Genomic DNA, 24678 nt, shown 5'->3' on the forward strand with positions numbered 1-24678 from the left:
GCGGGTTCAATCGGCAGTTTCGGATTTATGCAGGACGCCGGCCGTCTCTTCATTGAGGGCCTGACCGGCACGTCGCGGCGTGGACAGCGGCGTCGGAATCGGCGTTCCGATATTGCCCCTGAGAAAACGCTGTCCGGCGCGAATGCCTTCGGCGAGCTGGGTTTCGAAACGGTCGGTGTCGCGGCGCCTGACATCCTCGATCGTTTCGGCCACGTCCTCCGGATCCACGCCGAGCGATTCCAGGGCCGAGCCGCCGAACACCAGCGCCGATTCGAAGGTCTCGCGCAGCTGGAAATCGACGCCCGCGCGAATGAGCTGCAGTGCCGTGCCGCGATCGAAGGCGCGGGCCAGTACGGTCAGCAACGGAAACTCGGCTTTGACAAGCTCGGCGATGCGAACGGCGGCATTGGCCTTGTCGACGCAGATGAGCACGGCGCGCGCCCTGCCGGCACCCGCGGCATGGAGGATATCGAGCCGCGTGCCGTCGCCATAATAGACCTTGAAGCCGAAGTCGGCCGCCGCCTGGATCATCTCGACGTCGTTGTCGATGATCGACACATCGATGCCGCGCAGCAGCAGCGGCTGGCTGGCGATCTGCCCGAAGCGGCCGAAGCCGATGATCAGCACGCTGCCGCTCAGACCGTCGGCGACATCGACCCCATCGAGCGACTGCTCGTCGCGCGGCGTCAGGTACCGCAACGCCACGATGGCCAGCGGAGTTAGCACCATGGAGATGATGACAATGGCGGTGAGTGTCGCATTGGCCTGGTTGTCGATGATGCCGACGGCGGCGGCGGCCGAATAGAGAACGAAGGCGAATTCGCCGCCTTGCGCCATGAAGACCGCACGTTCCAGCGCTTCGCGATGGCCTGTCTTGAGGATTCGGGCGACGGCATAGATGCCGAACGCCTTCATTGCCATGTAGGCGACGACATAGATGGCGATCAGCTTCCAGTTCGCGGCCACCACATGCAGGTCGAGCGACATGCCGACCGCGAGGAAGAACAGGCCGAGCAGGATGCCGCGGAACGGTTCGATGTCGGCCTCGAGCTGATGGCGGAAGGTCGATTCGGACAGAAGCACGCCGGCCAGGAACGCACCCATCGCCATCGACAGGCCGCTGAGCTGCATGGCGAGCGCCGACCCGAGCACGACCAGAAGCGCGGCGGCCGTCATGACTTCGCGGGCACGGGCATCCGCCAGGATGCGGAAGAAGGGGTTGAGCAGATAGCGCCCGGCCACCACCAGCCCGACGATCGCGGCAAGGCCTATACCGACCTCTGTCAGCCGCTCCGACAGGCTGGTATCGGCGCCGCCAGGCGCCAGGAACGCGATCAGGGCCAGCAGCGGCACGATGGCGAGGTCTTCCAGCAGCAGGATGGAGACGATGCGCTGGCCTTTCGGCGAGGCGATTTCGCCGCGTTCCTCGAGGAGCTGCATGACGATTGCCGTCGAGGTCAGCACGAATCCGGCGCCGGCAACGAAGGATTGCGAGACTGGAAACCCGCCGGCCATTCCAACGCCGGTGAGCAGGATCGCGCAGACGCCGACCTGAAACGCGCCGAGCCCGAAAATCTCGCGGCGCAGGCCCCATAGCCGCGACGGCTGCATTTCCAGCCCGATGATGAACAGGAACATGACGACGCCGAGTTCGGCGACATGGAGGATGGCTTCCGATTCGGAAAAGATGCGCAGGCCGAACGGTCCGATCACCACGCCGGCGGCCAGGTAGCCGAGAATCGAGCCCAACCCCATGCGCTTGAAGATGGGAACGGCGACGACGCCGGCAGCAAGCAGCGCCACCACCTGGACCAGATCGCTGCCCGATGCCTCTGCCGCCATGCCGTCATTCCGCTCGTTCGAGGATCGTTTTGGATTGTGAAGTCGTGTGACAAGGGCGCAAAGATACGGGCTTCGGCGGGGATCGAACAGCCCCGAATCCGGACCAAGGCGATGTTGCAGGCGCGATACACAAGTTGACGCCGCAACCACGTTGCTTCTTGCCACAATCAGAGGTTAAGGACGCTCGGCTTCGGCCATTGGAGGGCGCGACGATCAAGTCGCGCCCTTTTTGAGGAGATGACTGACATGAAGAAGTTTTTGTTTGTTGCCGTCGGCCTGGCGGTGCTGGCCGGTTCGGCTTGCTCCAAGGCGCCCGAGTGCACGGCGGAGATCGCCACCAAGAAAGCGCAGGACATGGCCGCCGCGCTGCAGGAAGCGATCACCAAGGATCCGTCCAAGGCGGCTGACCTGACCGCCAAGGTCCAGGCGGTGACAACGAAGTACCAGGGCGCCACCACGCTGGCTGACGCCTGCAAGGCTTATGACGAGTTGACTACGGCGATCAAGGGCTAACGCCTGATTCGATGGGATCAAAACCGAGCGGCGGCCTGATGGTCGCCGCTTTTTTGTTTTGGGCAAGATCCAGGATGGTCAGTTCGGCGCGATGGAACCGACTTCGACGGTGTCGACGCGTTTCAGGCTCATGCCGATCACCGGGACAAGCTGATCGGCGACGCGGACGGCAACCGTCACCGTCATCGAATTGTCGTCGGGAATGCGCGCCTGCATGACGCCGCGCAGCTGGTTGCGGTTGATGGTGAAGACCACCTTGCGGGCGTCGACCACATTGCCGCCGATAATGTCGAGGCCGGAACCGGCCGCGCCGCCCATGAAAGAGCCCTTGTAGTCGCGGCCCTTGCGCTCGATCTTGGCCGACATCTGCTGGGTGAACATGCCGACCCGGCAGCCGCCGTCGAGCGTCATGCCCATCTTGCCGTCGGGCGTCGAGCCCGTGAAGCTGCAGTTGAACTTCGTGCCCTTGTACTTGCCGGCGACGATCTCGCCCGGGCCAACCCATTTGCCTTCGGCCGAATGGAAGAATTGTTTGTCCGGCTCCGCCGCCGACGCCCCCGAGGCGATGCCGGCGACCGCTGTGATCGCGGCGGCGAGAGGCAGGATGCTGGACAGAATTACGCTTTTCATCGACGACACCCGGCAACAAAGAGGCTGTTTGAAACCGGTTCGACCATGAAGAAGATTGGTTAATGCTTCGTCACTTTCGGTGCTCGAAAGCGCAATCTGTCAACCATCTCGAAGGCTCGAACCTTGTTTGCCGGGCTCGGCGGTTTCGGCCCCTTTCCTCGTCGCAAACGATGTCAGCGCCGAGAGGAAATCGCCCAGGCCCGGGCGCTTCGCGGCGCTGAAGGGCAGGGGACGCGCGGTCTCCATCGCGGCAATGCCGATGCGCGCCGTCATCATGCCGTTGACGACGCCCTCGCCAAGCTTGGCCGAAAGGCGTGCCGCCAGGCCGTGGCCGACAATCTGCTGGACGAAGCTGTCGCCAACAGCGATCGAGCCGGTGACGGCCAGATGCGCCAGCACGCTGCGCGCCAGGCGGAAGAACCCCAGCGTTCCCGGCCGCCCGCCATAAAGTTCCGACAGGCGGCGAATGAGGCGCCCGGCCTCGAACACTACATAGGCGACATCGACAAGCGCCCGCGGGCTGACCGCCGTCACCAGCGAGACGCGCTTGGCGGACTCGAGGATCATCACCTTGGCCCTGGCGTCCAGGGGGCCGAGAATCTCCGCTTCGGCCAGGCGCACCAGATTGCCACCGTCGATGATCTCGCCGCGCAGTTCGGACAGGGCGCGGCGGCCGGCCGCCGTCTCGGGCTTGGCCGCGACGAAGGCAGACAGCTCGTCGACCACCGACCGTGCCGCCTTCGGATCGTCGCGGGCGATGGCATCCAGCGCCCGCTTCTGCAGCTTTTCGACTTCGGCGAGGCGGGCGATCGCCAGGAATTCGCGGATGAGGATCACCAGCAGCGCCAGCACGGCGATTACAGCCATGCCGGCGGCCAGCCAGCCCAGCCATTCGGCGCGCGCGAACAGATCGCGGATGAGCTGGTCGGTCCACAGGCCGACGGCCAGCGAAACCAGCACGCCAATGGCGCCGAAGAAAATGCTGCCGAACAGCGAGCGCTTCCTGGGGGCGATCGCCGGCGGCGGTTCGGCGGCGATGATGTCGGGTTCGTCGAAGACGTCGGCTTCCGCCGGGATGACCAGCGCGACGCCGGGCTTCATCGCTCGGGGTTTGCGCGAGGGCTCGTCCGGGCGCGGCTGTGACGTCTGTTGTCTCGGCGCGGCCTCCGGCTCGATGCGGAAGGCCGCCGGCTTGCGGGGCGCGATCATGCCAGATGGTCTCCGATCAGGAACTGCAGGGCACGGTCGAGCCTGATATGCGGCAGCGACAGCGTGACGCCTTCGGCCGTGCGTTCGAGTTTTGGCGGACGGAACCGGACAAAACGGATTGCCGGGTCGGTGGAGTCCTGTCTGTGATCCGGGCCCGAAACATCGAACACCGCATCAATTTTCTCCGGTAGATCGCCGGGAAATATAGCGGTTTCCGTCTTTCCATCGAACGTTTCACCGTTGATCTTCTCGCCGGCGATCGGCGTGCCGATGATGACCGGCAAAGTCTCGCGGCCCTGCTTGACGGTGCCTTCGCGGGTCGCGCGCACCGCCGCCATGGCGACGACATCGACGTCGGCGCCGGTGAAATTCGCCCGCGCCACGGCACGGTCGGCCAGGCGACGCACGATCGCCTGCAAGCGGTCATGGCTTTCGTGGTGCAGGTGATCGGCCTTGGTCGCCGCGACCAGGATGCGGTCGATGCGCCGCGAAAACAGGTCGGTGAGGAAACTGCCCCGCCCGGGACGGAAACAGGCCAGAATCTCGGTTACCGCCCGCTCCAGGTCGGCCATGGCGCCGGGGCCGGCGTTCAGCGCCTGCATGGCGTCGATCAGCACGATCTGGCGGTCGAGACGGGTGATGTGTTCGCGGAAGAAGGGTTTGACGACATGCGTCTTATAGGCCTCGTAGCGCCTTTCCATCATGGCATGGAGCGAGCCGCTACGCGGGCGCCTGTCGCCGAGGCCAGGCAGCGGCGCGAAAGTCAGCGCCGGCGAGCCTTCGAGGTCGCCAGGCATGAGGAAGCGGCCGGGCGGCAGGGTCGAAAGCGCCCTTTCGTCGAGCTTGCAGGCCTTGAGATAGGCAGCGAAGCTTTCGGCCAGGCGGCGTGCGGTCATTTCGTCGGCGTCGGCGTTCGGGTCGATCTCTTCGGATATCGCCCGCCAGGCCTGCGACAGGTCCTCACGCACCGGCAAGGTGGCCATTTCAATGGCCTCGCGTGAAAAATCGGCGAAGGATTTGCCGAGCAGCGGCAGGTCGAGCAGCCATTCTCCGGGGTAATCGACGATGTCGACCGACAGTTTGCCTGACGAGAACATGCGGCTCCAGCCGGAGGCCGATTCGTATTCAATGGTCAGCCGCAGTTCCGAAATGGCGCGCGTCGAATCAGGCCAGACGCGCTCGTTGACCAATGCGGCGATGTGATCTTCGTACTGGAAGCGCGGCACGGCGTCATCCGGCTGTTCTTCGAGGAAGGCGCGTGCGATACGCCCGGACTTCTGCGCCTCGAACAGCGGCAGGCGCCCGCCGTGGATCAGATTGTGGACCAGGGCGGAGATGAACACCGTCTTGCCGGCGCGCGAAAGCCCTGTAACGCCCAACCGCATCGACGGAGAAAAAAGCCCTGAGGCCCGTCCCGACAGCGTATCGAGGGCAATTCTCGCCTCGTCGGTGAAGGTGGTCAGCGATGATGCCAAAATGTGATCTCTCGGGCTGCGGTCCGTCCGATATAGGTTCTGGAACCGGGCTTTGAAATGGTGCGGGAAATCGGGATCAAAGATCGGCCGGTGTCAGAAACGCTTCGAGATAGCCGGCGTGCTGGGACGCTTTCGCCAGATCGTCGAGGAAACGCACCACCGCCAGGCCCGAGGTCGGGAAACCATGATTGAGCATTGCCCGCGCCGTCTCGTCGCCGTCGCCCGAAACCGCCATGGCGAGGTCCTCCGTCATCGGGTTGTGGCCGATGACCAGCAGCGAACCCGGGCCGCCGTGCTCCCGGATGAGGCGGAGATAGCCGGCCGCGTCCTCGCTGTAGAGCGTGTCGAAAAACAGAACCTTGCCGGTGTCGGTCTGGCCGGCCAGACCCTCGAGTGTCTCCTTGGCGCGCTTGGCATTGGAGCACAGCGTCAGGTCCGGAACATAGCCCCGTGATCGCATGGCCGCTCCGATGATCTCGGCATCGGCGCGGCCGGATGCATCGAGCGGGCGATCGAAATCGCGCATGCCGGGCAGCGCCCAACTGGCCTTGGCGTGCCGTAACAGATAGAGCCTGCTCACCCAACCTCCATGACGCCGAAAGCCGAAACCGCACCGCGATTAGCCACGAGAACGGCTTGGCGCACAATGGTTCGTGTTCTCGGCGCGATGAATCACAGGAGACTGCGCGGCAAAGGGTTGACGCACTTTCTCCATCGAATCAGGGGCATCTCGCCCCAAGGAGGGCCGCCGGGATACTTTAACAATTGCGTGAGTCGGTGGCCGATTGCGCTTGTGCAGGCGTTTGGTCGCGAATATATAGGCGCCAAATTTGGGGCTGTTTGGGTGAGTCGAATGAACGACATCGTTACCGCCGATTACGTACCCTCCGAAGACGAGCCGTTCATGAACGAACGGCAGAAATCCTACTTCCGCCTAAAGCTCGTCACCTGGAAAAATGACATATTGCGCGAAGCGCGCGAAACTCTCGAAATCCTACAGCAGGAAAACGCCAACCACCCGGACCTCGCCGACCGCGCCTCTTCGGAAACAGACCGTGCCATCGAACTCAGGGCCCGCGATCGCCAGCGAAAGCTCATCTCGAAGATCGATTCGGCGCTGCAGCGCATCGACGAAGGCACTTACGGCTATTGCGAGGAAACCGGCGAGCCGATCGCGCTGAAGCGGCTCGATGCGCGCCCGATCGCGACATTGTCGATCGAAGCGCAGGAGCGGCATGAGCGCCGCGAGAAAGTCTACCGCGACGACTGAGCCATACTTCCCGCGCTGAGTTGCGGTGACATCGATGTTGAAATGGCCGGGAAACCGGCCATTTTTTGTCGAGACCTCAGCGCCGAATCAGCCCAGTCCACCGGCAAGCGGCTCAGGCGCGCTACCTCTTCTGGCTGGACAGTTCGCCCAGAAGCTTGGTCATTTCGTCGTCGAGGGACTGCGGCGCCTTGGCCGCCGGTTTGCCCACCGGGCCGCCGGAGCGAGGCTGGTCGAGCGAAACCTCGAGTTCCCTCATCAGAGTGTCGTCGATGCTATCCTGCCTTGACGGCGGCGGCGCGTGCTTGACGACATTGGCGTTGGCGGAGCCATAGGCGGGCAGCGGCGTGACATTGGTCGACTGATAGGGTTGCGGTGCGGGCGCCGGTGGCGGCGCTGCCGGGCGCGGGCGGGCGGGCATTGCCGCGGTCACCGGCTGCGGCGCCGGTGCCTGTCTTGGAGGCGCGGGGGCGGGCTGGGGCGACCGCGGCTTTGCCGGGGCCGCGGTGGCCGGGACAGGCTGCAGGCCGCCATCTCCGGTCAGCGCCGGACGGCGCGGCGCGGCAAGGCGAATATCGCGTTCGACGACGACATCGGTCGGGCCGCCGATCAGAAGCAGGTGCTCGATATCGTCGCGGCGCACCAGCACCAGCCGGCGATGGCTGTCGACGGCGGTGGCGTCCATGACGGCCAGCCGCGTCTTGCGGTTGCGGCCGCCGGCGACAAAGGTGCCGAAGGTCAGGTTGCGGACTAGCCTGATGATGACAAGCACGATGACCAGCAGGATCAGCGCGGCGAAGGTCCACAGGAGTGCTGCCGCATAACCGGGGCCCGCCACGCTATCCAGCCACTGCATTGGTTTCCCCTGGTCGGTTTTGGAAAGTGAGGCGACACTAGACCGTTGCGGCTGGCCACCGCAAGTTACCTTTCACGCATCGTGAACAGCTTGAAACACTAGGAGGGCCGGTCGGCATCATTTTTATCTGACATTTGCCGCCCGGGCCTTTTCCGGACTAGGAGAATGTGATTCAACCGGCTAAAGCGCGTCGCGCTGAAGCCGATTCATGCGACGCGCCTTAGGTCCTTGTTTTCATGCAGGTCGTTTTCCCAAAACCGAAATCATTTTTGGGCGACATGCATTAGAGGGCGGGTGCCGGAACGTCGGACTTCACGAGCAGGGGGCATATGGCCAAGGAAGCGCGAGCCGATTTCTATCCGGTACCGATCGTCGACCAGAACACGCGACCCGGCGCGGTCACCCGGCTCATCATCTTCATCGTCGTTCTGACGGGGGCCGCGATCGTCTTCGGCCTGTTCCGCGAGCGTCTCGGCGATCCCTTCCTGCTCGGCATGCTCGGCGTGCTGGCGATGATCGGCGTCGGCTTCCTGTTCGCGACCGCGATCGGCTTCGTCCAGATCACGCCGCGCTCGACCGGCGACGAACTCTCCAAGGCCTTCGTGGATTCGATGTCGCAGGGTCTCCTGGTCACGGACACCAAGGGCCGCGTCGTTTACGCCAACCGGGCTTACGCCGACATGACCGGGGCGTCGTCGGCCGCCGACCTGAAGACAGTCGAAGGGCTGCTTTCGGATGTTCCCGAGGCCTCGGTGACCATCTACCGGCTGGCCTCCGGCCTGCGCGACGGCCAGCCTGGCGACGGCGAATTCCGGCTGGCGCAATCGATCCGGCCCGGCGCCGAACCGGGCGCCCGCTGGTACCGCGCCCGTGCGCGCGCCTTCAGCGTTCCGGGCCAGCGGCTGCCCATGCTGGCCTGGCAACTCGCCGATATTTCGCAGGAGCGGGCCGAGCAGGAGCGTTTCTTCCTCGACCTGCAGAAGGCCATCGACCATCTCGACCACGCGCCGGCAGGCTTCTTCTCCGCCGATCAGGACGGCCGCGTCACCTACATCAACGCCACGCTCGCCGAATGGCTGGGGATCGATCTCGCCAGCTTCACGCCTGGCGCGGTGAGCTTGCCCGATATCGTCGCCGGTGACGGCATGGCGCTGGTGCGCTCGGTCAAGGCCGATCCCGGCACGACACGCAACGCCGTCATCGATCTCGACCTGACGACGATGACCGGCGAAGCGCTGCCGGTGCGCTTCATGCATCGCGTTTCGGCCAGCCGGGAAGGCATTGGCGGCCCGACGCGCACGATCGTGCTCAACCGCACGCAGGGCGAGGATGCTTCCGCCGATCTGCGCGCTTCGGAAGTGCGCTTCACCCGCTTCTTCAATTCGACGCCGATGGCGATCGCCGGCGTCGATGCCAGCGGGCGCATCCTGCGCACCAACGCGCCGTTCCTGTCGCTGTTTTCCTCGGTCGTCGACCGGGATGCCGTGGATCGCCGGGTGCGGCTCGATACGGTGATCCACGGGCGCGACCGGCCGGCCTTTGCCGCCGCCTTCGAGAAGGCCCGGCAACGGCAGGCCGACATCGATCCGATCGACACCGTGCTGCCCGGCAACGAAGACCGGCATATCCGGTTCTACGTCAATGCCGTCGCCGACGGCACTGGCGGCGAGGGCGCCGAGGAATCGGCCATCGTCTACGCCGTCGACACGACCGAGCAGAAGGCGCTCGAAGGCCAGATGGCGCAAAGCCAGAAGATGCAGGCGGTCGGCCAGCTTGCCGGCGGCATCGCGCACGACTTCAACAATGTGCTGACCGCCATCATCATGGCGTCGGACCTGCTTTTGACCAATCACCGGCCGTCGGATCCGTCCTTCCCCGACATCATGAACATCAAGCAGAATGCCAACCGGGCGGCCTCGCTGGTCAGGCAGCTGCTGGCCTTCTCGCGCAAGCAGACGCTGCGGCCGGAGGTGCTGAACCTGACCGATGTGCTCGCCGATCTCAGGATGCTGCTTGCTCGCCTGGTCGGCAACGACATCAAGCTGAAGGTCGACCACGGCCGCGACCTGTGGCCGGTCAAGGTCGATATCGGCCAGTTCGAGCAGGTGGTGGTCAACCTGGCGGTCAACGCGCGCGATGCGATGCCGGCCGGCGGCGATCTCACGGTGCGCACCCGCAATGTCACCACCGAGGAATGCAAGACCTTCCCCTACCGCGAACTCACCGCGGCCGACTATGTCGTGGTCGAAGTCGAGGACACCGGCAGCGGCATCGCGCCGGACGTGCTGAAGAAGATCTTCGAGCCGTTCTTCACCACCAAGGAAGTCGGCAAGGGCACGGGCCTTGGCCTGTCGATGGTCTACGGCATCATCAAGCAGACCGGCGGCTTCATTTTCTGTGATTCCGAAGTCGGCAAGGGATCGATCTTCCGCATCTTCCTGCCGCGTCACATCGCAGAAGCAAAGACGGCGGCCGAGCCCGGTGAAGCGCCGAGCGCGGCGCCGGCCAAACCGGCCGACAGCACCAAGGACCTGTCCGGATCCGCCACGGTGCTGCTGGTCGAGGACGAGGATGCCGTGCGCATGGGCGGCATGCGGGCGCTGACCTCGCGCGGGTATACGGTGCACGAGGCCTCCTCGGGGGTCGAGGCGCTGGAAGTGTTCGAAGCGCTTGGCGGCAAGGTCGACATCGTCGTTTCGGACGTGGTGATGCCGGAAATGGACGGGCCGACCCTGCTTGGCGAATTGCGCAAGCGTCAGCCGGACATCAAGTTCGTCTTCGTGTCTGGCTATGCCGAGGACGCATTCGCCAGGAACCTGCCGGCGGACGCGCAATTCGGGTTCCTGCCGAAGCCGTTCTCGCTCAAGCAACTGGCGACGATCGTCAAGGACGTGCTCGAGTCCTAATTGGTCCGTTGCCCCGCACTTGCGCAACGCGCTGATAACGCCATGATTGCGGGTGAAGGGCAGGCGGGCTCGGGGAGCAGCTGTTGACGCCGCACATCGAAGCAGACAGGGGCGACTACGCCGATACGGTATTGCTGCCGGGCGACCCGCAGCGCGCCGAATGGATGGCGCGGACATTTCTGGAAGCGCCGCGCTGCGTCAATTGCCGGCGGGGTTCGCTCGGGTTTACCGGCCTTTTTCGGGGCCAGCCGGTCAGCATTCAGGCGACGGGTATCGGTGTTTCATCGTTCCTGATCTATGCCCATGAATTGCTTGACTACTATGGCGTCCGAACATTGATCCGAACCGGCACCTGCGGCGGCCTGAGCGCGGAGGTCAAACTGCGCAGTCTCGTGATCTCGCGATGGGCACGGCCGGAAAATACCGAGAACGGTCAGGTCTTTGGCCTTTACGACGCCGACGCCGGCCCGGATGCGGAACTTCTCGCTTGCGCATTGGCCAAGGCAGCCGAACTCGGCATCGACCACCACGCCGGTCTGACGGTCTGCACCGACATATTCTACCATCCTGAAGCGCATGCCCGCTATGCCGAAGCAAGAGCGCTTGGAGCGCTGGCCGTGGACATGGAAACCAGCGCGCTCTACCGCATCGCGGCGCATTTCAGAGCGAGGGCGTTATCGCTGCTGACCGTCGTCGACAATCTGGTTATCGGCGAACTGACCGACTATTCCGAACGCCAGGAGCTCTTTGCCGATATGAGCCGGCTGGCGCTCGAAATCGCTGCGGAAGGGCGCTAGGCGGTCCACGGTTTCACCGAAAACCGCTCTAACTCTTTGTTTGACACCATTCCCAGGGGAAAGCGCTACGCGTTTTCACGGGAAAACCGGTTTCACTCTTTTCCTGAAATTTCTCTAGGCCGCCTCTCGCTTCAACGCCATCCGCTCGTCCATGTCAGGCCGATGACCGCGCAGATAGAGCGCGCAGGTGGTCCGCAGCATGGAGGCGAAGTTCGGGATTTCGCCGTTGATCTCGATCGCCTCGTCGTACAGCTTCGAGATGAATTTGGGCGTCGTCAGGTTCTGGCTTTCGGCGATTTCATCGAGCAAGGCCCAGAACGTCGCCTCGAGCTGGATGCTGGTCGAATGTCCGTCGATGCGGATCGACCGGTTAATCTGGCGATAGCCTTCCGGATCCTGCGCGGCAAAGACTCGGCACATTGTTACCTCCCATTTTTGTTGGTCTTGGGCACCGACGGAGCCGCCGGTGCCTTTTGAACACTGCCTGCGATTTCATCTTCCGTCGGACGCCCGACAACGGCAATCAGACTTTCGTCCTTGAAGCGGGATGACACTAGCCGTTTTCCCGGTCCCACGCGTGGTAATCGGCTGCCACCACCTTTCCTGGCCGGCGCGCATAATCATCTCGAAGCACGGAAGCTGCGGAGTCTGATTTGGCTAAGGCGATCCACACCATGATCCGGGTTCTCGACGAGGCCCGATCCATCGATTTCTACAACAAGGCCTTCGGCCTCGATGTCGCCCAACGGCTGGATTTCGAGACCTTCACGCTCGTTTACCTCAGCAATGCCGATACACCTTTCGAAGTCGAGTTGACCGTCAATAAGGGTCGGCAGGAGCCTTATGTGCTCGGCGACGGCTATGGTCATCTCGCGGTTTCGGTCGCCGATCTCGACAGCGAACACGACCGGCTTGGCGCCCTCGGCCTTAACCCGAAGAAGATCGTCGAGTTCAATCGCGACGGTTCACTCATCGCCCGCTTTTTCTTCATCGAGGACCCCGACGGCTACAAGATCGAGGTCCTGCAGCGTGGAGGACGCTTCCAATAGGAGATAACCCGCCGCGCGAACCGGCGCGGCGCCAGCAACGGCACCTCAGGGTGCGAACAGCAAGCAGGGAGGAAACTATGGTCACGATTTATGAGAGGAAGCCTGGCTATGAGAGGAAATCTGGCCTGTCACGGCGAGAGCTTCTCAAACGCGGCGGCATCGGCGCGATGCTCGTTATCTCCGGCAGCGCCGTCATCAGCCCCGAATATGCCTGGGGGCTTGAGACATCGGCGCTGAAACCCGAGACGATGGCGACGCTGATCCAGGTAGCGCGCGACATCTATCCGCACGATCAGGTTCCGGACAAATATTACGCTGTCGCCGTCAAGGGCCATGACGAGATGGCCGGCAAGGATCCTGCCCACAAGGCGCTGATCGAAAACGGGATCGCCGACCTCGACAAGAAGGCCGGCAAGGACGGCTACCGCGGGCTTGGCTGGGAGGAACAGCGGGTCGCACTGCTCAAGGACATCGAGAGCTCGCCCTTCTTCCAGGCGGTTCGCGGCGGCCTCGTCGTCAGCCTCTACAACCAGAAGGAGGTCTGGCCGATCTTCGGCTACGAGGGCGAGGCCTATTCGAAGGGCGGCTACATCGCGCGCGGCTTCAACGACATCGAGTGGCTCTGAGCTGCGTGGCTCAACCACATCCAATTGATTTCATGGGAGGAAACCATGGCAGCACCATTTGATCTGAAGAACGATGGCGTGGTCGTCATCATCGGCTCGGGCGCCGGTGGCGGCACGCTCGGCAACGAACTTGCGCAGAAAGGCATCGACGTCGTCATCCTCGAGGCCGGCGCGCGCCACGAATATGAGGATTTCATCAACGACGAGTGGGATTCCTTTGCCCAACTCGCCTGGAAGGACAAGCGCACGACCTCGGGCGACTGGCGTGTGGCCAAGGATTTTCCGAACCTGCCGGCGTGGATCGTCAAGTCGGTCGGCGGTTCGACCACGCACTGGGCCGGAGCGTCGCTGCGCTTCCAGGAACATGAGTTCAAGACGCTTTCGACCTACGGCAGGCTGGAAGGCGCCAACCTTCTGGACTGGCCAGTCACCTTGGCCGAGATGGAGCCCTATTACGCCAAGGCGGAAGCCAAGATGGGCGTGACCGGCACCAATGACTGGCCGCGGCTGCCCGGCAACAACAACTTCAAGGTGCTGAAGGCCGGCGCCGACAAGCTCGGTTACAAGGAATGCCACACCGGCAACATGGCGATCAATTCGGTCGAGCGCGACGATCGCATGTCCTGCCAGCAGACCGGCTTTTGCTTCCAGGGCTGCAAGTGGGGCGCCAAATGGTCGACGCTCTACACCGAGATCCCCAAGGGCGAGGCGACAGGCCATCTCGAAGTCCGGCCGAACGCCATGGCGGTCAAGATCAACCATGATGACAGCGGCAAGGTGACCGGCGTGGTCTATGCCGACAAGGACGGCAAGCTGCAGGAACAGAAGGCGCGCATCGTCGCCGTTGCCGGCAATTCCATCGAAAGCCCACGGCTGCTGCTCAACTCGCAATCAGCCAAGTTCCCGCATGGCCTCGCCAATTCGTCGGGGCAGGTGGGCAAGAACTACATGCGCCACACCACGGGCTCGGTCTATGCCATCTTCGACAAGCCCGTGCACATGTATCGCGGCACCACCATGGCCGGCATCATCCGCGACGAGGCGCGCCACGATCCATCGCGCGGCTTCGTCGGCGGCTACGAGTTCGAGACCCTGTCGCTCGGCCTGCCGTTCATGGCGGCGTTCCTCGATCCGGGCAGCTGGGGCCGTTCCTTCACCACGGCGCTCGACCATTACGACCATATGGCAGGCCTGTGGATCGTCGGCGAGGACATGCCGAGCGCGGAAAACCGCATCACGCTGCATGCCGATGAGAAGGACGAGCACGGCATGCCCATCGCCGACGTGCATTTCGACGACCATCCGAACGACACCGCGATGCGCAACCATGCCTACAAGCAGGCTTCGGCGCTCTACGCAGCGGTCGGCGCCACACGCACCTTCCCGACGCCGCCCTATCCCTCGACCCACAATCTCGGCACCAACCGGATGAGCGAGAAGGCGGAGGACGGCGTCGTCAACAAGCATGGCCAGACGCACGACATCAAGAACCTGTTCGTGTCGGACGGCAGCCAGTTCACCACGGGTGCCGCGGAAAACCCGACACTCACCATCGTGTCGCTGGCGATCCGCCAGGCCGACTATATCGCCGCCCAGATGTCGGCCAAGACGATCTAACCTCCCGACTGCCTGCTGGCGCGGGGCCCGACAGGGTTCCGCGCCTTTTTTCGTTTTAGTTCTTGGTGCAGGTCGAGGCGGTGAAGGCGCCGTCGGGCTGCTTCATGATGATGTCGAAGGAGGGCGGGTTCTGGCCGTCCAGCGTCGCCTGGGTCATCGACAGCGCGTTGCCGCCGGTGGTGTAGCCACCCAATGGCCCCAGCCAGGTGATGACGCCGTTGGCATCCATCTGATAATTGTAACCCTGCTGGGCGGTGCCGAAGGTGACAGGGCCCGTATAGACATTTCCCTTGATGGTGATGTCGCCGAGGCTGAGGAACATGCCGAGCAGATAGACTTCGCAGTGATAGGTGCCGTCGGGCATCTTGCCGTCGCTGAAGTCGGCCCGCGCGGCCCCGGTTGCTGTCGCCAGAAACACCATGCCGATGAAAATGCGTGAAATCAGGGATGCCATGACGTTGCCCGGTTGAGCAGCGAGCTTGCCCTATTTTTGCGCTGTGCCGCAACATTTGTCGTTCGCGACCTGGGCGTTTAGGCCAAAATCTAGGCATTTACTAAAGATGGGCAAAACTTAGGCAGATGCCGTATGCACTGCGCAAAATTCCCTCAACCAATTTTTAACCGGCCCTCTTTGATTTGCTCAACCTTATATAGTAACTGCGTGATAATGTTCGTCTATTTGCCGATTTTCTATGCCCCGAAGGCGGTTGGCATGGGGGTTGCATTGCATTGTTGCGGTGCAATCAACCAGCTTGGGAGTCTTCGCTATGAGGGGTAATTTCTCGACAATAACAAAAATGTTCTCGGCAGGTGCGGTCGCCGCCGGCCTGCTGATGTCGGCGCCCGCCAGGGCGGCCGACGATACGATCAAGGTCGGCATCCTGCATTCGCTGTCGGGGACCATGGCGATTTCGGAGACGACGCTGAAGGACGCCATGCTGATGCTCATCGACGAGCAGAACGCCAAGGGCGGCCTGCTCGGCAAGAAGCTCGAGGCCGTTGTCGTCGATCCGGCTTCAAACTGGCCGCTGTTCGCCGAAAAAGCGCGCGAGCTGATCTCCAAGGACAAGGTCGCGGCGGTGTTCGGCTGCTGGACCTCGGTGTCACGCAAATCGGTGCTGCCGGTGTTCTCCGAGCTCGACAACATCCTGTTCTATCCCGTCCAGTATGAAGGCGAGGAAAGCGAGCGCAACGTGTTCTACACGGGCGCCGCGCCAAACCAGCAGGCGATCCCGGCCGTCGATTACCTGATGAGCGAAGATGGCGGCTCGGTGAAGCGCTGGGTGCTGGAAGGCACCGACTACGTCTATCCGCGCACCACCAACAAGATCCTCGAAGCCTATCTGAAGGCGAAGGGCGTCGCGGCCGAGGACATCATGACCAACTATACGCCGTTCGGTTTCTCCGACTGGCAGACGGAAGTTTCGGCGATCAAGAAGTTCGGTTCGGCCGGAAAGAAGACCGCTGTCGTCTCGACCGTCAACGGCGACGCCAACGTGCCGTTCTACAAGGAACTCGGCAACCAGGGCATTAAGGCCGAGGACATCCCGGTCATGGCCTTTTCGGTCGGCGAGGAAGAACTTGCCGGTCTCGACACCAAGCCGCTGGTCGGCCATCTCGCCGCCTGGAACTATTTCGAGAGCGTCAACACGCCCGAGAACAAGAAGTTCATCGCCGACTGGCACAAGTTCATCAAGAACAACAAGCGCACCACCAACGATCCGATGGAGGCCCACTATATCGGCTTCAACATGTGGGTGAAGGCGGTCCAGAAGGCCGGCACCACCGATCCGGACAAGGTGATCGATGCCATGATCGGCGTTTCGGTGCCGAACCTGACCGGCGGCTATTCGACGATGATGCCGAACCACCACATCACCAAGCCGGTGCTGATCGGTGAGATCCAGGCCAATGGCCAATTCGAAACGGTTTCGAAGACACCTGGTCTCGTGATGGGTGACGAATGGTCCGACTATTTGCCGGACTCCAAGGATTTGATCTCCGATTGGCGCAAGCCTCTGTCCTGCGGCAACTTCAACGTCGCTACCGGCAAGTGCGGCGGCAAGGGCACGAACTGATCCTCCCGGGCTGGACCTTGCGGTCCATGCCCAAGACCGCGCGCGTCCGGACGGTTTCCTCCACTGTCCGGACGCCCATTCAACCTTCAAGGATCACCAAGACCCGATGAAGATTTTCCGTGCGATGGGCCTGACGCTTTTGTTCCTGCTGACGACGCTGTCGTCTTCGGGCGCCGCGGAAGCCGATCTGCGTGCAATTATTGCCAAGTTCGCTACGGTAACGGACTTTTCCGAGACGGGAGCCGTCGTTCACGAATTGACCGCCACAGGCGATCCCGCCGCCGAACCGGCGCTTGCCGCATTGGCTGACGGCAATCTTTACATTCGCACCGCCGACTCGATGGTGTTTGTCGGCAAGGAAGGCGATGAAAGCGTCCATCTCTTCGACCCGCTAAGCGGTGAGGCAGCTGGCGAGGCCTCCGAGGACGACATAACCAAGATCACTGTCAACAACACCTTGCGCCGCACCATCCGCGACGCGCTGGGCACGCTGACGCTTGGCGCCAAGGACCCGGCGGTGCGCGTCAGTGCCGCCGACACCATGTTCAAGACACCCGACGCGGCCAACATCGAGCCGCTCGACGCGGCGATCGCCAATGAGACCGTCGCCAGCGTCAAGGCTCTGCTCGAACAGGCCCGCGCCGCATCGGTCCTGGTTTCGGATCAACCGGAGGCCGACAAGCTTGCGGCCGTGGCGCTGATCGGGGCGCGGGGCGATCGCGACGCGGTTTCACTGCTGACGTCGGTTGAGGCGAATGCTTCGGGAGCCGTGAAGGAAGCCGCGACCGCTGCAATCGCCAACATCAATTCGACGCTGGCCTTCTGGGATGCCGGCCAGAACATCTGGTACGGCATTTCCCTGGGCTCGGTGCTGTTGCTGGCCGCCATCGGCCTTGCCATCACCTTCGGCGTCATGGGCGTCATCAACATGGCGCATGGCGAGATGGTCATGCTCGGCGCCTACACCACCTTCGTCGTCCAGCAGGTGATCCGCACATCCTTTCCCGGCCTGTTCGACTGGTCGCTGGTGATCGCGCTGCCGCTCGCCTTCCTGGTTGCCGCGATCGTCGGTCTCGCCATCGAGCGCGGCGTCATCCGCTTCCTCTACGGACGGCCGCTGGAAACGCTGCTGGCAACATGGGGCGTGTCGCTGATCCTGCAGCAGGCGGTGCGCTCGATCTTCGGACCGACCAACCAGGAGGTCGGCAACCCCTCCTGGATGTCGGGTTCGTTCAATGTCGGACAGCTTGCGATCACCTGGAACCGGCTTTGGATCCTGGTCTTCGCGCTCACCGTCTTCGCGGTGCTGCTCTACGTGATGAAGCGCACGCCCTGGGGGCTGCAGATGCGCGCCGTCACCGCCAACCGGCGAATGGCCGCCTCGATGGGCATCAGGACGCCATGGGTCGACGCGCTGACCTTCGCGCTCGGCTCCGGCATTGCCGGCATTGCCGGCGTCGCGCTCAGCCAGATCGACAATGTCTCGCCCAATCTCGGCCGCGGCTATATCATCGACAGTTTCATGGTCGTCGTCTTCGGTGGCGTCGGCAATCTGTGGGGCACGCTGGTCGGCGCCTTTTCGCTCGGCATCGTGAACAAGTTCCTCGAGCCTTACGCAGGCGCGGTGCTCGGCAAGATCGTCGTGCTGGTGCTGATCATCCTGTTCATCCAGAAGCGCCCGCGCGGCCTGTTCGCGCTCAAGGGCAGGGCGGTGGAAGCATGATCACGGGACGCTTCTTCGCCGCCGGCGCGGACCGCCGCATCGCCATCACCATCTTCATCCTGCTGGCTGTCGCCATCATCGTGCCGCTGCTCAATCTCGTAGTGTCCCCGGCGAACCCCTTCTACATCCCGTCCTATATCGTGGCGCTGACCGGCAAGTATCTCTGCTACGCGCTGCTGGCGCTTTCGCTCGACCTGGTCTGGGGCTATTGCGGCATCCTCTCGCTCGGCCACGGCGCCTTCTTCGCGCTCGGCGGCTACGCGATGGGCATGTATCTGATGCGCCAGATCGGCTCGCGCGGCGTCTATGGCAACCCGATCCTGCCGGATTTCATGGTGTTCCTGAACTACAAGGAATTGCCCTGGTTCTGGACCGGTTTCGACCATTTCTGGTTCGCCGCGATCATGGTGCTCGCGGTGCCCGGTCTCCTCGCCTTCGTCTTTGGTTGGTTCGCCTTCCGCAGCCGCGTCACCGGCGTCTATCTGTCCATCATCACCCAGGCGATGACCTATGCGCTGCTGCTTGCCTTCTTCCGCAACGACATGGGTTTCGGCGGCAATAACGGGCTGACCGATTTCAAGGATATTCTGGGCTTCAACGTGCAGGCCGACGCGACCCGCTCGGCGCTGTTCGCGGCCAGCGCCGTGATGCTGGCGCTTGCCGTGTTGCTGACCTGGGCGATCGTCGGCTCGAAATACGGCAAGCTCCTGATGGCTGTGCGCGACGCCGAGAGCCGCACGCGCTTCCTCGGCTGGCGGGCGGAGAACGTAAAACTGTTCGCCTTCACGATCTCTGCCGTGATGGCCGGCATTGCCGGCGCGCTCTACGTGCCGCAGGTCGGCATCATCAATCCCGGCGAGTTCGAGCCGTCCAACTCGATCGAGGTGGTGATCTGGGCAGCCGTTGGCGGCCGCGGCACCATCGTCGGACCGATCATCGGTGCGTTGCTCGTCAATGCCGGGAAATCCTGGTTCACCGGCGTGCTGCCGGAACTGTGGCTGTTCGCGCTCGGCGGCCTGTTCGTCGCCGTCACGCTGCTGCTGCCGAAGGGCATCGTCGGCATGTGGGATAGCTGGCGCGGCAATGCCAGGGCGTTGCGCGCGGCCGCCGCCGCTGAAGAAGCCGGCGCCAGGATTGGAATGGCGCCCGCGACATCGAAGCCCGTGCGCTCGCCAGCGAGGAATCCAGGCGAATGGTCCTTGTCCGGCCCCGAACCGCAGGCGGCGGAGTAGGCGATCATGAGCAAGTCGAACACCATCCTCTACCTCGACGGCGTCTCGGTCTCCTTCGACGGGTTCCGCGCCATCAACAATCTATCGCTGGTGCTCGACAAGGGCGAGATGCGGGCCATCATCGGCCCCAACGGCGCCGGCAAGACGACGATGATGGACATCGTCACCGGCAAGACGCGGCCCGACGAGGGCGAAGTGTTCTTCGACGGCCAGGTCGATCTGACCCGGCATGACGAGGCCGAGATCGCCATGATGGGCATCGGCCGCAAATTCCAGAAGCCGACGGTCTTCGAAAGCCACACGATCGAGGACAATCTGATGCTGGCGCTGAAGGGACCGCGCTCGATCTTCCCGGCGCTGTTCCATCGCCGCTCCGCAGCCGAGGCGCGGCAGATCGACGATATTCTCGGCATCATCCGGCTTGGCGACAAACGTGGCGAAATCGCAGCCAATCTCAGCCACGGCCAGAAGCAGTGGCTCGAGATCGGCATGCTCTTGGCACAGGATCCGAAGCTGTTGCTGGTCGACGAACCGGTCGCCGGCATGACAGATGCCGAGACCGAGGAGACCGCGCGGCTGCTCAGGGATATCGCACGCGACCATTCGGTCATCGTCGTCGAGCACGACATGCATTTCGTGCGCGAGCTCGGCGTCAAGGTCACCTGCCTGCACGAGGGCTCGGTGCTCTCCGAAGGCACGCTCGACTTCGTCTCGGCCGACGAGCGCGTCGTCGAAGTCTATCTGGGGAGATGAGCATGGTGTGGCGGGTGCAATTCCATCGCTTCGATCTGTCGTTCCTCCGCTTCTGGAAAAGGCGCTGACATGCTCGAAGTTTCCAATGCCACGCTCCACTATGGCGCCGCCCAGGCGCTGCGCGGCGTGTCGCTGAAGGCGGGCGCCGGCAAGATCACCTGCGTGCTCGGCCGCAATGGTGTCGGCAAGACCAGTTTGATGAGATCGATCGTCGGCCACCACCGGCTGACGAGCGGAAGCGTTGCCTTCGAGGGGAAGGCGCTCGACCGGAGCGCGGCGTATGACCGCGCCCGGTCGGGCATCGCATTCGTGCCGCAGGGCAGGGAGATCTTTCCCCTGCTCACGGTGCGGGAAAATCTCGAATCCGGCTTCGCGCCGTTGAAACGGGCCGACCGCAACGTGCCGTCCCATGTCTTCGAGTTGTTTCCGGTGCTCAAGCAGATGCTCGGCCGCCGCGGCGGTGACCTGTCCGGCGGCCAGCAGCAGCAGCTCGCCATCGGCCGGGCCTTGGTGATGCGGCCGAAACTCCTGGTGCTGGACGAGCCGACGGAAGGGATCCAGCCGTCGATCATCAAGGATATCGGCCGCGCCATTCGCTATCTGCGCGACCAGGCCGGCATCGCGGTGCTGCTGGTCGAGCAGTATCTCGACTTCTGCCGCGAGCTCGCCGACGAGGTCAACATCATGGACCGCGGCCAGATCGTCCATACCGGCCCGGCCGAAGATCTAGACCGGACTGATGTGCGGAAGTTCCTTACGGTCTAGAATCGTCTCGTCGTCATCCTGGGGCGAAGCAAGGAGCGAAGCGACGCGGCGCAGACCCCAGGATCCATGCCGTGACATCGGCCGAAGAGTGCGTCGATGCAGAATAGAAACCCGCTTCGGCGCGCCAATCGATCCCAGATACTGCACCGTGGCGGCGCTTTTAAAGTCACGGCATGGATCCTTGGGTCTTCGCTCCGCTTCGCGTTCGCTACGCCCAAGGATGACGAAGTCGCGAGGTGCGCTGCGGCGCTCAATCTTTCTTCAAAGATCACTGTACGTCTCTGGCACGCCGAACATCGCGTGCTAGTCTTTTCCATGGCTTTGTGAGTCGGCCGCTTCCGTATCAGTCTGGTTATCGCAGATCGAGGAGCACGGCCAATGCCGGGCAAGTTTCACACAAGCAAGGCTGCCTAGCTTCCCTCCTGCGATCTCTGTCGTTCAAACGCGTTTGGGCACACAGGCTAAGGGACAGCCATGGAACGTTACGTCGAGGACTACCAGAAGCGGCGGCTTACCGAACGCGTCGACATCATCGCTGCCATCAACATCTTGAGATCACAGGGCTGCGACTACGACGATCTGATCGAGGAGATCACCAAGGTCTTCTATGTCGATCTCGATACCTTCAATGAGATCGTCATGGCGGCATAAGAGCCGCGTTCGTCCACCCGCGATCAGAGGCCGGTATTGATATGCGTGATCAGCTCGCGCGCCGGAACGGAGAAGCGATGACGACGCGGTTGCGGCCACCGCGTTTGGCGTCGTAGAGCGCCTTGTCGGCGGCGCTGAGCACCTTGTCGAAGCTCGGGCCGTCCTTGGCGCCGAAGGCAAACCCGGCGCTGACCGTGCATGTCAGCGAGCCCATCTCGGTTTCTATCCGGCGCGCGGCGAAAGCGGTCCGGATGCGCTCTGCCGCAGCCTCCACGGTCTCCGGCAGGGTGCGTTTCAGCACCAGCGCGAATTCCTCGCCGCCCATGCGCGCGGCGACATCGGTCTGGCGAAGATTGCCTACGAGTTCGCTCGCGAACACTCTCAGCACCTCATCGCCCGCCGCGTGGCCGAATTCATCGTTGATGGCTTTGAAGCTGTCGAGGTCGAAGACGACGATCGCGGTAAAAGCTCCGACCGGCGCATTGCCATGCATGTCGAACAGCGCGCGCCGGTTGAGCAGTCCGGTCAAGGGATCGGTCAATGCATCGCGGCGGTGATGCCTGGCCAGACGGCCCTGGTTGAGGGCAAGCGACAACGCGCCGATGCCGGTCATGCTGGCGATGACCACGATCAGGCTCAGTTCCTCGGCCCAGTTGCTCGGCGCATGCCCCAGGACCAGTCTTCCATCCCAGGCGAGAACCATGGCGCACAGTACAAAGGACGTGGCCGTGGCCGAATAGAGCGCGGTGATGCCGATCGTCAGGGCAGGGGCTTCATCGCGACCTCTCCAGTACTCGAACGCCGTCGCGAACAGAAGCAAGGCCGCGAACAGGTTCTCGAACATGAAGCCAAGGCCGTCATATCCAAGAGCCATGGGCGGCAGCGCCACCGCCAGCGATATGCAGCCCAACAAAGCTCGCGGCATCGGCGAGCCGCCGGTCCTGAACTGGTAGGCGGCACCCAGCATGGTCGAAAAACCAATCAGCAGGAAGGCCAGCGCGGCGATGCCCAGCAGGCGGCCGGGCATGTCGATATAGGCGTCATAGACAAAGATGTCGCCGACAACGAACACCAGGCTGGTCGCCCATGTCAGCAGGAATCGCTCCGACCGGGCGGTCAGCCACATGCCGAACAATGTCAGGCCCAGGCAAGCAGCGGAAAAACCGACAGCCAGCAGAAGTGAAGTGTAGTCGAGCGACATGCCCCTCTTTCCCTGCCGACGGCGGTTCCAGCTCTGCGGCTTGGCGTCGTCGCATTCATGCGGCAAGGAAGTGTCGATAAGGTTACGATCATGGCGAAGATGCCACGAATAGGCGCTTTGCTACGCGTACAAAGCATAGATGGCGCGCTTTAAGCATGTAGCCGGATATCGACTGAAGCTCGTCAGCCGGCCACTCGCTTCATCAGCGCCATCGCCCCGAACGGCGCGCGCACCTTGCCCTCGGTGATGAAGTAGACGAACACGTCGCGCGGCTGGACCGGCGCATCGGTCTTGGGATCGGCACGCCGCAGGTCTTCCGGCTGCTTGCCCTGCGCCCAGGTCCTTGCCCGCACCGCCCACTCGTCGAGGCCCTTTGGCGTGTAGCAATCGGGATTGTCATCTGAGCCGGTCTGCAGCCGCGCATAGACGAAATCCCCGGTGACGTCGGCGATATCAGGGTATTTGGCATGATCGGCATAGACGATCGCCGCCTTGTATTTGCGCGCCAGGGCCGCGAACTCCGGCACCACGAAACTGTCGTTGCGCACTTCGAGCGCGTGGCGCAGCGCAACGCCATCCTGCTTTTCCGGCAAGAGTTTCAGAAAGGCCTCGAAATCGTCCGGATCGAATTTCTTGGTCGGTGCGAACTGCCACAGGATCGGCCCGAGCTTCTCGCCGAGCGCGGCAACGCCGGAGCCGAGAAAACGCATCATCGATTCGCCGGCTTCGCCGAGCACGCGCCGGTTGGTGACGAAGCGGTTGCCTTTCAGCGAGTAGACGAAACCATCCGGTGCCTCGTTGGCCCATTTGACGAAGGTCGGTTCCTTGAAGCTGGAATAATAGGTGCCGTTGACTTCGATGCTCGGCACCTGCCGGCTGGCATATTGCAGCTGCTTGGCCTTCGGAAGCTTGTCCGGATAGAAGGACTTATCCCACGGCTCGAAGGTCCAGCCGCCCATGCCGGAGCGGATTGTTCCCGATTTGCTCATTTTCGTCCTCCCAGTTTTAGAAAATCAGGCCGTCGTCGTGGCCTCGGCGACCCGCTTTGCCATGTCGACGAGCACCCATCCTGGCCGGTACGGATTGGGCCGGCGACCCGTTTCGCGATAGCCGTAAGCGAGATAGAGCGCGATGTTCCGTTCCATTTTCGCATTGGTGTAGAGCCGTGTCTCCGGCAGGCCCCACAAGCGCGTCTGTCGATCCGCGTGATTGAGCAGCTTGATACCAAAACCCTTGCCCTGGAAGGCGGGCGACACCGCGACGGAGAAGATCATCGCGTGGTCCTCATGTCGCTCCAGTGTGAGCACTCCGGCCAGTTCGCCGCCACTCTCCAGCAGCCAGACCTCGCCGCGCCCGATGCGCGGCGCATAGTCCTCGGTGACCGGAATCGGCGGTCCGCCGAGCAGCGCGGTATAGGGCGCGTACGCCGCTTGCGTCAGCGAGACGATTGCGGCGAGATCCTCGGGGCGGGCCGCTCTGAGGTTCATG

Annotated in this window: 24 protein-coding genes; 13 read left to right on the forward strand and 11 right to left on the reverse strand. The window is 63.1% G+C overall.

Features of this window, described 5'->3' with window-relative positions; translation table 11 throughout:
• Positions 1–6 precede the first annotated feature (6 nt).
• Positions 7–1842: a monovalent cation:proton antiporter-2 (CPA2) family protein gene (locus LB568_RS08020; RefSeq protein WP_224729803.1), complete on the reverse strand. Its 1836-nt coding sequence runs from the start codon at positions 1840–1842 to the stop codon at positions 7–9.
• Between the two features lie 246 nt (positions 1843–2088).
• Here LB568_RS08020 and LB568_RS08025 point away from each other — a divergent pair, with 246 nt between their 5' ends.
• Positions 2089–2355, forward strand: a complete 267-nt coding sequence (locus tag LB568_RS08025) for a hypothetical protein (RefSeq protein ID WP_013895266.1) — start codon at positions 2089–2091, stop codon at positions 2353–2355.
• 78 nt (positions 2356–2433) lie between these two features.
• On the opposite strand, the gene LB568_RS08030 is transcribed toward LB568_RS08025, so the two are convergent.
• The 4 genes from LB568_RS08030 to LB568_RS08045 all read right to left on the reverse strand — a co-directional run bounded on the left by LB568_RS08030 (position 2434) and on the right by LB568_RS08045 (position 6249).
• Positions 2434–2985 (reverse strand): hypothetical protein, encoded by a 552-nt coding sequence (locus LB568_RS08030; RefSeq protein ID WP_013895267.1) that lies wholly within the window; start codon positions 2983–2985, stop codon positions 2434–2436.
• 99 nt (positions 2986–3084) lie between these two features.
• On the reverse strand, positions 3085–4194 hold the full coding sequence (locus LB568_RS08035; RefSeq protein WP_224729804.1) for a YcjF family protein: 1110 nt from the start codon (positions 4192–4194) through the stop codon (positions 3085–3087).
• The gene (locus LB568_RS08040; RefSeq protein ID WP_224729805.1) at positions 4191–5669 is read right to left on the reverse strand and encodes a YcjX family protein; all 1479 of its coding nucleotides are present in this window, start codon (positions 5667–5669) and stop codon (positions 4191–4193) included. Before LB568_RS08040 ends, LB568_RS08035 begins: the two co-directional genes overlap by 4 nt.
• Positions 5670–5745: 76 nt before the next feature.
• Positions 5746–6249: a SixA phosphatase family protein gene (locus tag LB568_RS08045; RefSeq protein ID WP_224729806.1), complete on the reverse strand. Its 504-nt coding sequence runs from the start codon at positions 6247–6249 to the stop codon at positions 5746–5748.
• Positions 6250–6522: 273 nt separating this feature from the next.
• On the opposite strand from LB568_RS08045, the gene dksA reads away from it, so the two are divergent.
• Positions 6523–6939: an RNA polymerase-binding protein DksA gene (gene dksA / locus LB568_RS08050; protein ID WP_006202025.1), complete on the forward strand. Its 417-nt coding sequence runs from the start codon at positions 6523–6525 to the stop codon at positions 6937–6939.
• A 121-nt stretch (positions 6940–7060) separates the two neighbouring features.
• Here dksA and LB568_RS08055 read toward each other — a convergent pair whose 3' ends face one another.
• Complete coding sequence (locus tag LB568_RS08055) at positions 7061–7792, reverse strand: flagellar biosynthetic protein FliO (protein WP_224729807.1); 732 nt, start codon at positions 7790–7792, stop codon at positions 7061–7063.
• Between the two features lie 329 nt (positions 7793–8121).
• Between LB568_RS08055 and cckA the strand changes: the two genes are divergently transcribed.
• Positions 8122–10698 (forward strand): cell cycle histidine kinase CckA, encoded by a 2577-nt coding sequence (cckA, locus tag LB568_RS08060; protein ID WP_224729808.1) that lies wholly within the window; start codon positions 8122–8124, stop codon positions 10696–10698.
• Positions 10699–10781: 83 nt separating this feature from the next.
• Positions 10782–11495: a DeoD-type purine-nucleoside phosphorylase gene (locus LB568_RS08065; protein ID WP_224729809.1), complete on the forward strand. Its 714-nt coding sequence runs from the start codon at positions 10782–10784 to the stop codon at positions 11493–11495.
• Positions 11496–11609: 114 nt separating this feature from the next.
• On the opposite strand, the gene LB568_RS08070 is transcribed toward LB568_RS08065, so the two are convergent.
• Complete coding sequence (locus LB568_RS08070; RefSeq protein ID WP_013895274.1) at positions 11610–11915, reverse strand: ribbon-helix-helix domain-containing protein; 306 nt, start codon at positions 11913–11915, stop codon at positions 11610–11612.
• Positions 11916–12148: 233 nt separating this feature from the next.
• Between LB568_RS08070 and LB568_RS08075 the strand changes: the two genes are divergently transcribed.
• The 3 genes from LB568_RS08075 (at position 12149) to LB568_RS08085 (ending at position 14787) form a co-directional block, all read left to right on the forward strand.
• Entirely contained in the window at positions 12149–12544 is a 396-nt protein-coding gene (locus LB568_RS08075) for a VOC family protein (RefSeq protein WP_224729810.1), read from the forward strand.
• A 77-nt stretch (positions 12545–12621) separates the two neighbouring features.
• Positions 12622–13170 carry a gluconate 2-dehydrogenase subunit 3 family protein gene (locus LB568_RS08080; RefSeq protein WP_224729811.1) on the forward strand — a complete coding sequence of 183 codons (549 nt, stop codon included), beginning with the start codon at positions 12622–12624 and terminating at the stop codon, positions 13168–13170.
• A gap of 45 nt (positions 13171–13215) precedes the next feature.
• On the forward strand, positions 13216–14787 hold the full coding sequence (locus LB568_RS08085; protein ID WP_224729812.1) for a GMC family oxidoreductase: 1572 nt from the start codon (positions 13216–13218) through the stop codon (positions 14785–14787).
• Between the two features lie 55 nt (positions 14788–14842).
• Here LB568_RS08085 and LB568_RS08090 read toward each other — a convergent pair whose 3' ends face one another.
• Positions 14843–15241: a hypothetical protein gene (locus LB568_RS08090; RefSeq protein WP_013895278.1), complete on the reverse strand. Its 399-nt coding sequence runs from the start codon at positions 15239–15241 to the stop codon at positions 14843–14845.
• 343 nt (positions 15242–15584) lie between these two features.
• Between LB568_RS08090 and urtA the strand changes: the two genes are divergently transcribed.
• The 6 genes from urtA to LB568_RS08120 all read left to right on the forward strand — a co-directional run bounded on the left by urtA (position 15585) and on the right by LB568_RS08120 (position 21989).
• Positions 15585–16865 carry an urea ABC transporter substrate-binding protein gene (gene urtA, locus LB568_RS08095; RefSeq protein ID WP_412033903.1) on the forward strand — a complete coding sequence of 427 codons (1281 nt, stop codon included), beginning with the start codon at positions 15585–15587 and terminating at the stop codon, positions 16863–16865.
• A 106-nt stretch (positions 16866–16971) separates the two neighbouring features.
• Positions 16972–18588: an urea ABC transporter permease subunit UrtB gene (gene urtB, locus LB568_RS08100; RefSeq protein ID WP_224729813.1), complete on the forward strand. Its 1617-nt coding sequence runs from the start codon at positions 16972–16974 to the stop codon at positions 18586–18588.
• On the forward strand, positions 18585–19820 hold the full coding sequence (urtC, locus tag LB568_RS08105; protein ID WP_224729814.1) for an urea ABC transporter permease subunit UrtC: 1236 nt from the start codon (positions 18585–18587) through the stop codon (positions 19818–19820). The genes urtB and urtC overlap by 4 nt, the downstream gene beginning before the upstream one ends.
• A 6-nt stretch (positions 19821–19826) precedes the next feature.
• Entirely contained in the window at positions 19827–20573 is a 747-nt protein-coding gene (urtD, locus tag LB568_RS08110) for an urea ABC transporter ATP-binding protein UrtD (RefSeq protein WP_023764840.1), read from the forward strand.
• Between the two features lie 69 nt (positions 20574–20642).
• Entirely contained in the window at positions 20643–21338 is a 696-nt protein-coding gene (gene urtE, locus LB568_RS08115) for an urea ABC transporter ATP-binding subunit UrtE (protein ID WP_224729815.1), read from the forward strand.
• A 474-nt stretch (positions 21339–21812) separates the two neighbouring features.
• A complete protein-coding gene (locus tag LB568_RS08120; RefSeq protein WP_013531844.1) occupies positions 21813–21989 on the forward strand; it encodes a hypothetical protein in 177 nt (58 codons plus the stop codon).
• A 49-nt stretch (positions 21990–22038) separates the two neighbouring features.
• Here the strand turns inward: LB568_RS08120 and LB568_RS08125 are convergent, their stop codons facing one another.
• The 3 genes from LB568_RS08125 to LB568_RS08135 all read right to left on the reverse strand — a co-directional run bounded on the left by LB568_RS08125 (position 22039) and on the right by LB568_RS08135 (position 24677).
• Entirely contained in the window at positions 22039–23190 is a 1152-nt protein-coding gene (locus tag LB568_RS08125) for a GGDEF domain-containing protein (RefSeq protein ID WP_140569330.1), read from the reverse strand.
• Positions 23191–23372: 182 nt separating this feature from the next.
• Positions 23373–24179: a DUF72 domain-containing protein gene (locus tag LB568_RS08130; protein WP_224729816.1), complete on the reverse strand. Its 807-nt coding sequence runs from the start codon at positions 24177–24179 to the stop codon at positions 23373–23375.
• Between the two features lie 24 nt (positions 24180–24203).
• On the reverse strand, positions 24204–24677 hold the full coding sequence (locus LB568_RS08135) for a GNAT family N-acetyltransferase (protein ID WP_263496951.1): 474 nt from the start codon (positions 24675–24677) through the stop codon (positions 24204–24206).
• Between the last annotated feature and the right edge of the window lies 1 nt (position 24678).

Origin of the sequence: Mesorhizobium sp. B263B2A (assembly GCF_020165775.1) — a bacterium.
Taxonomy (GTDB): domain Bacteria; phylum Pseudomonadota; class Alphaproteobacteria; order Rhizobiales; family Rhizobiaceae; genus Mesorhizobium; species Mesorhizobium opportunistum.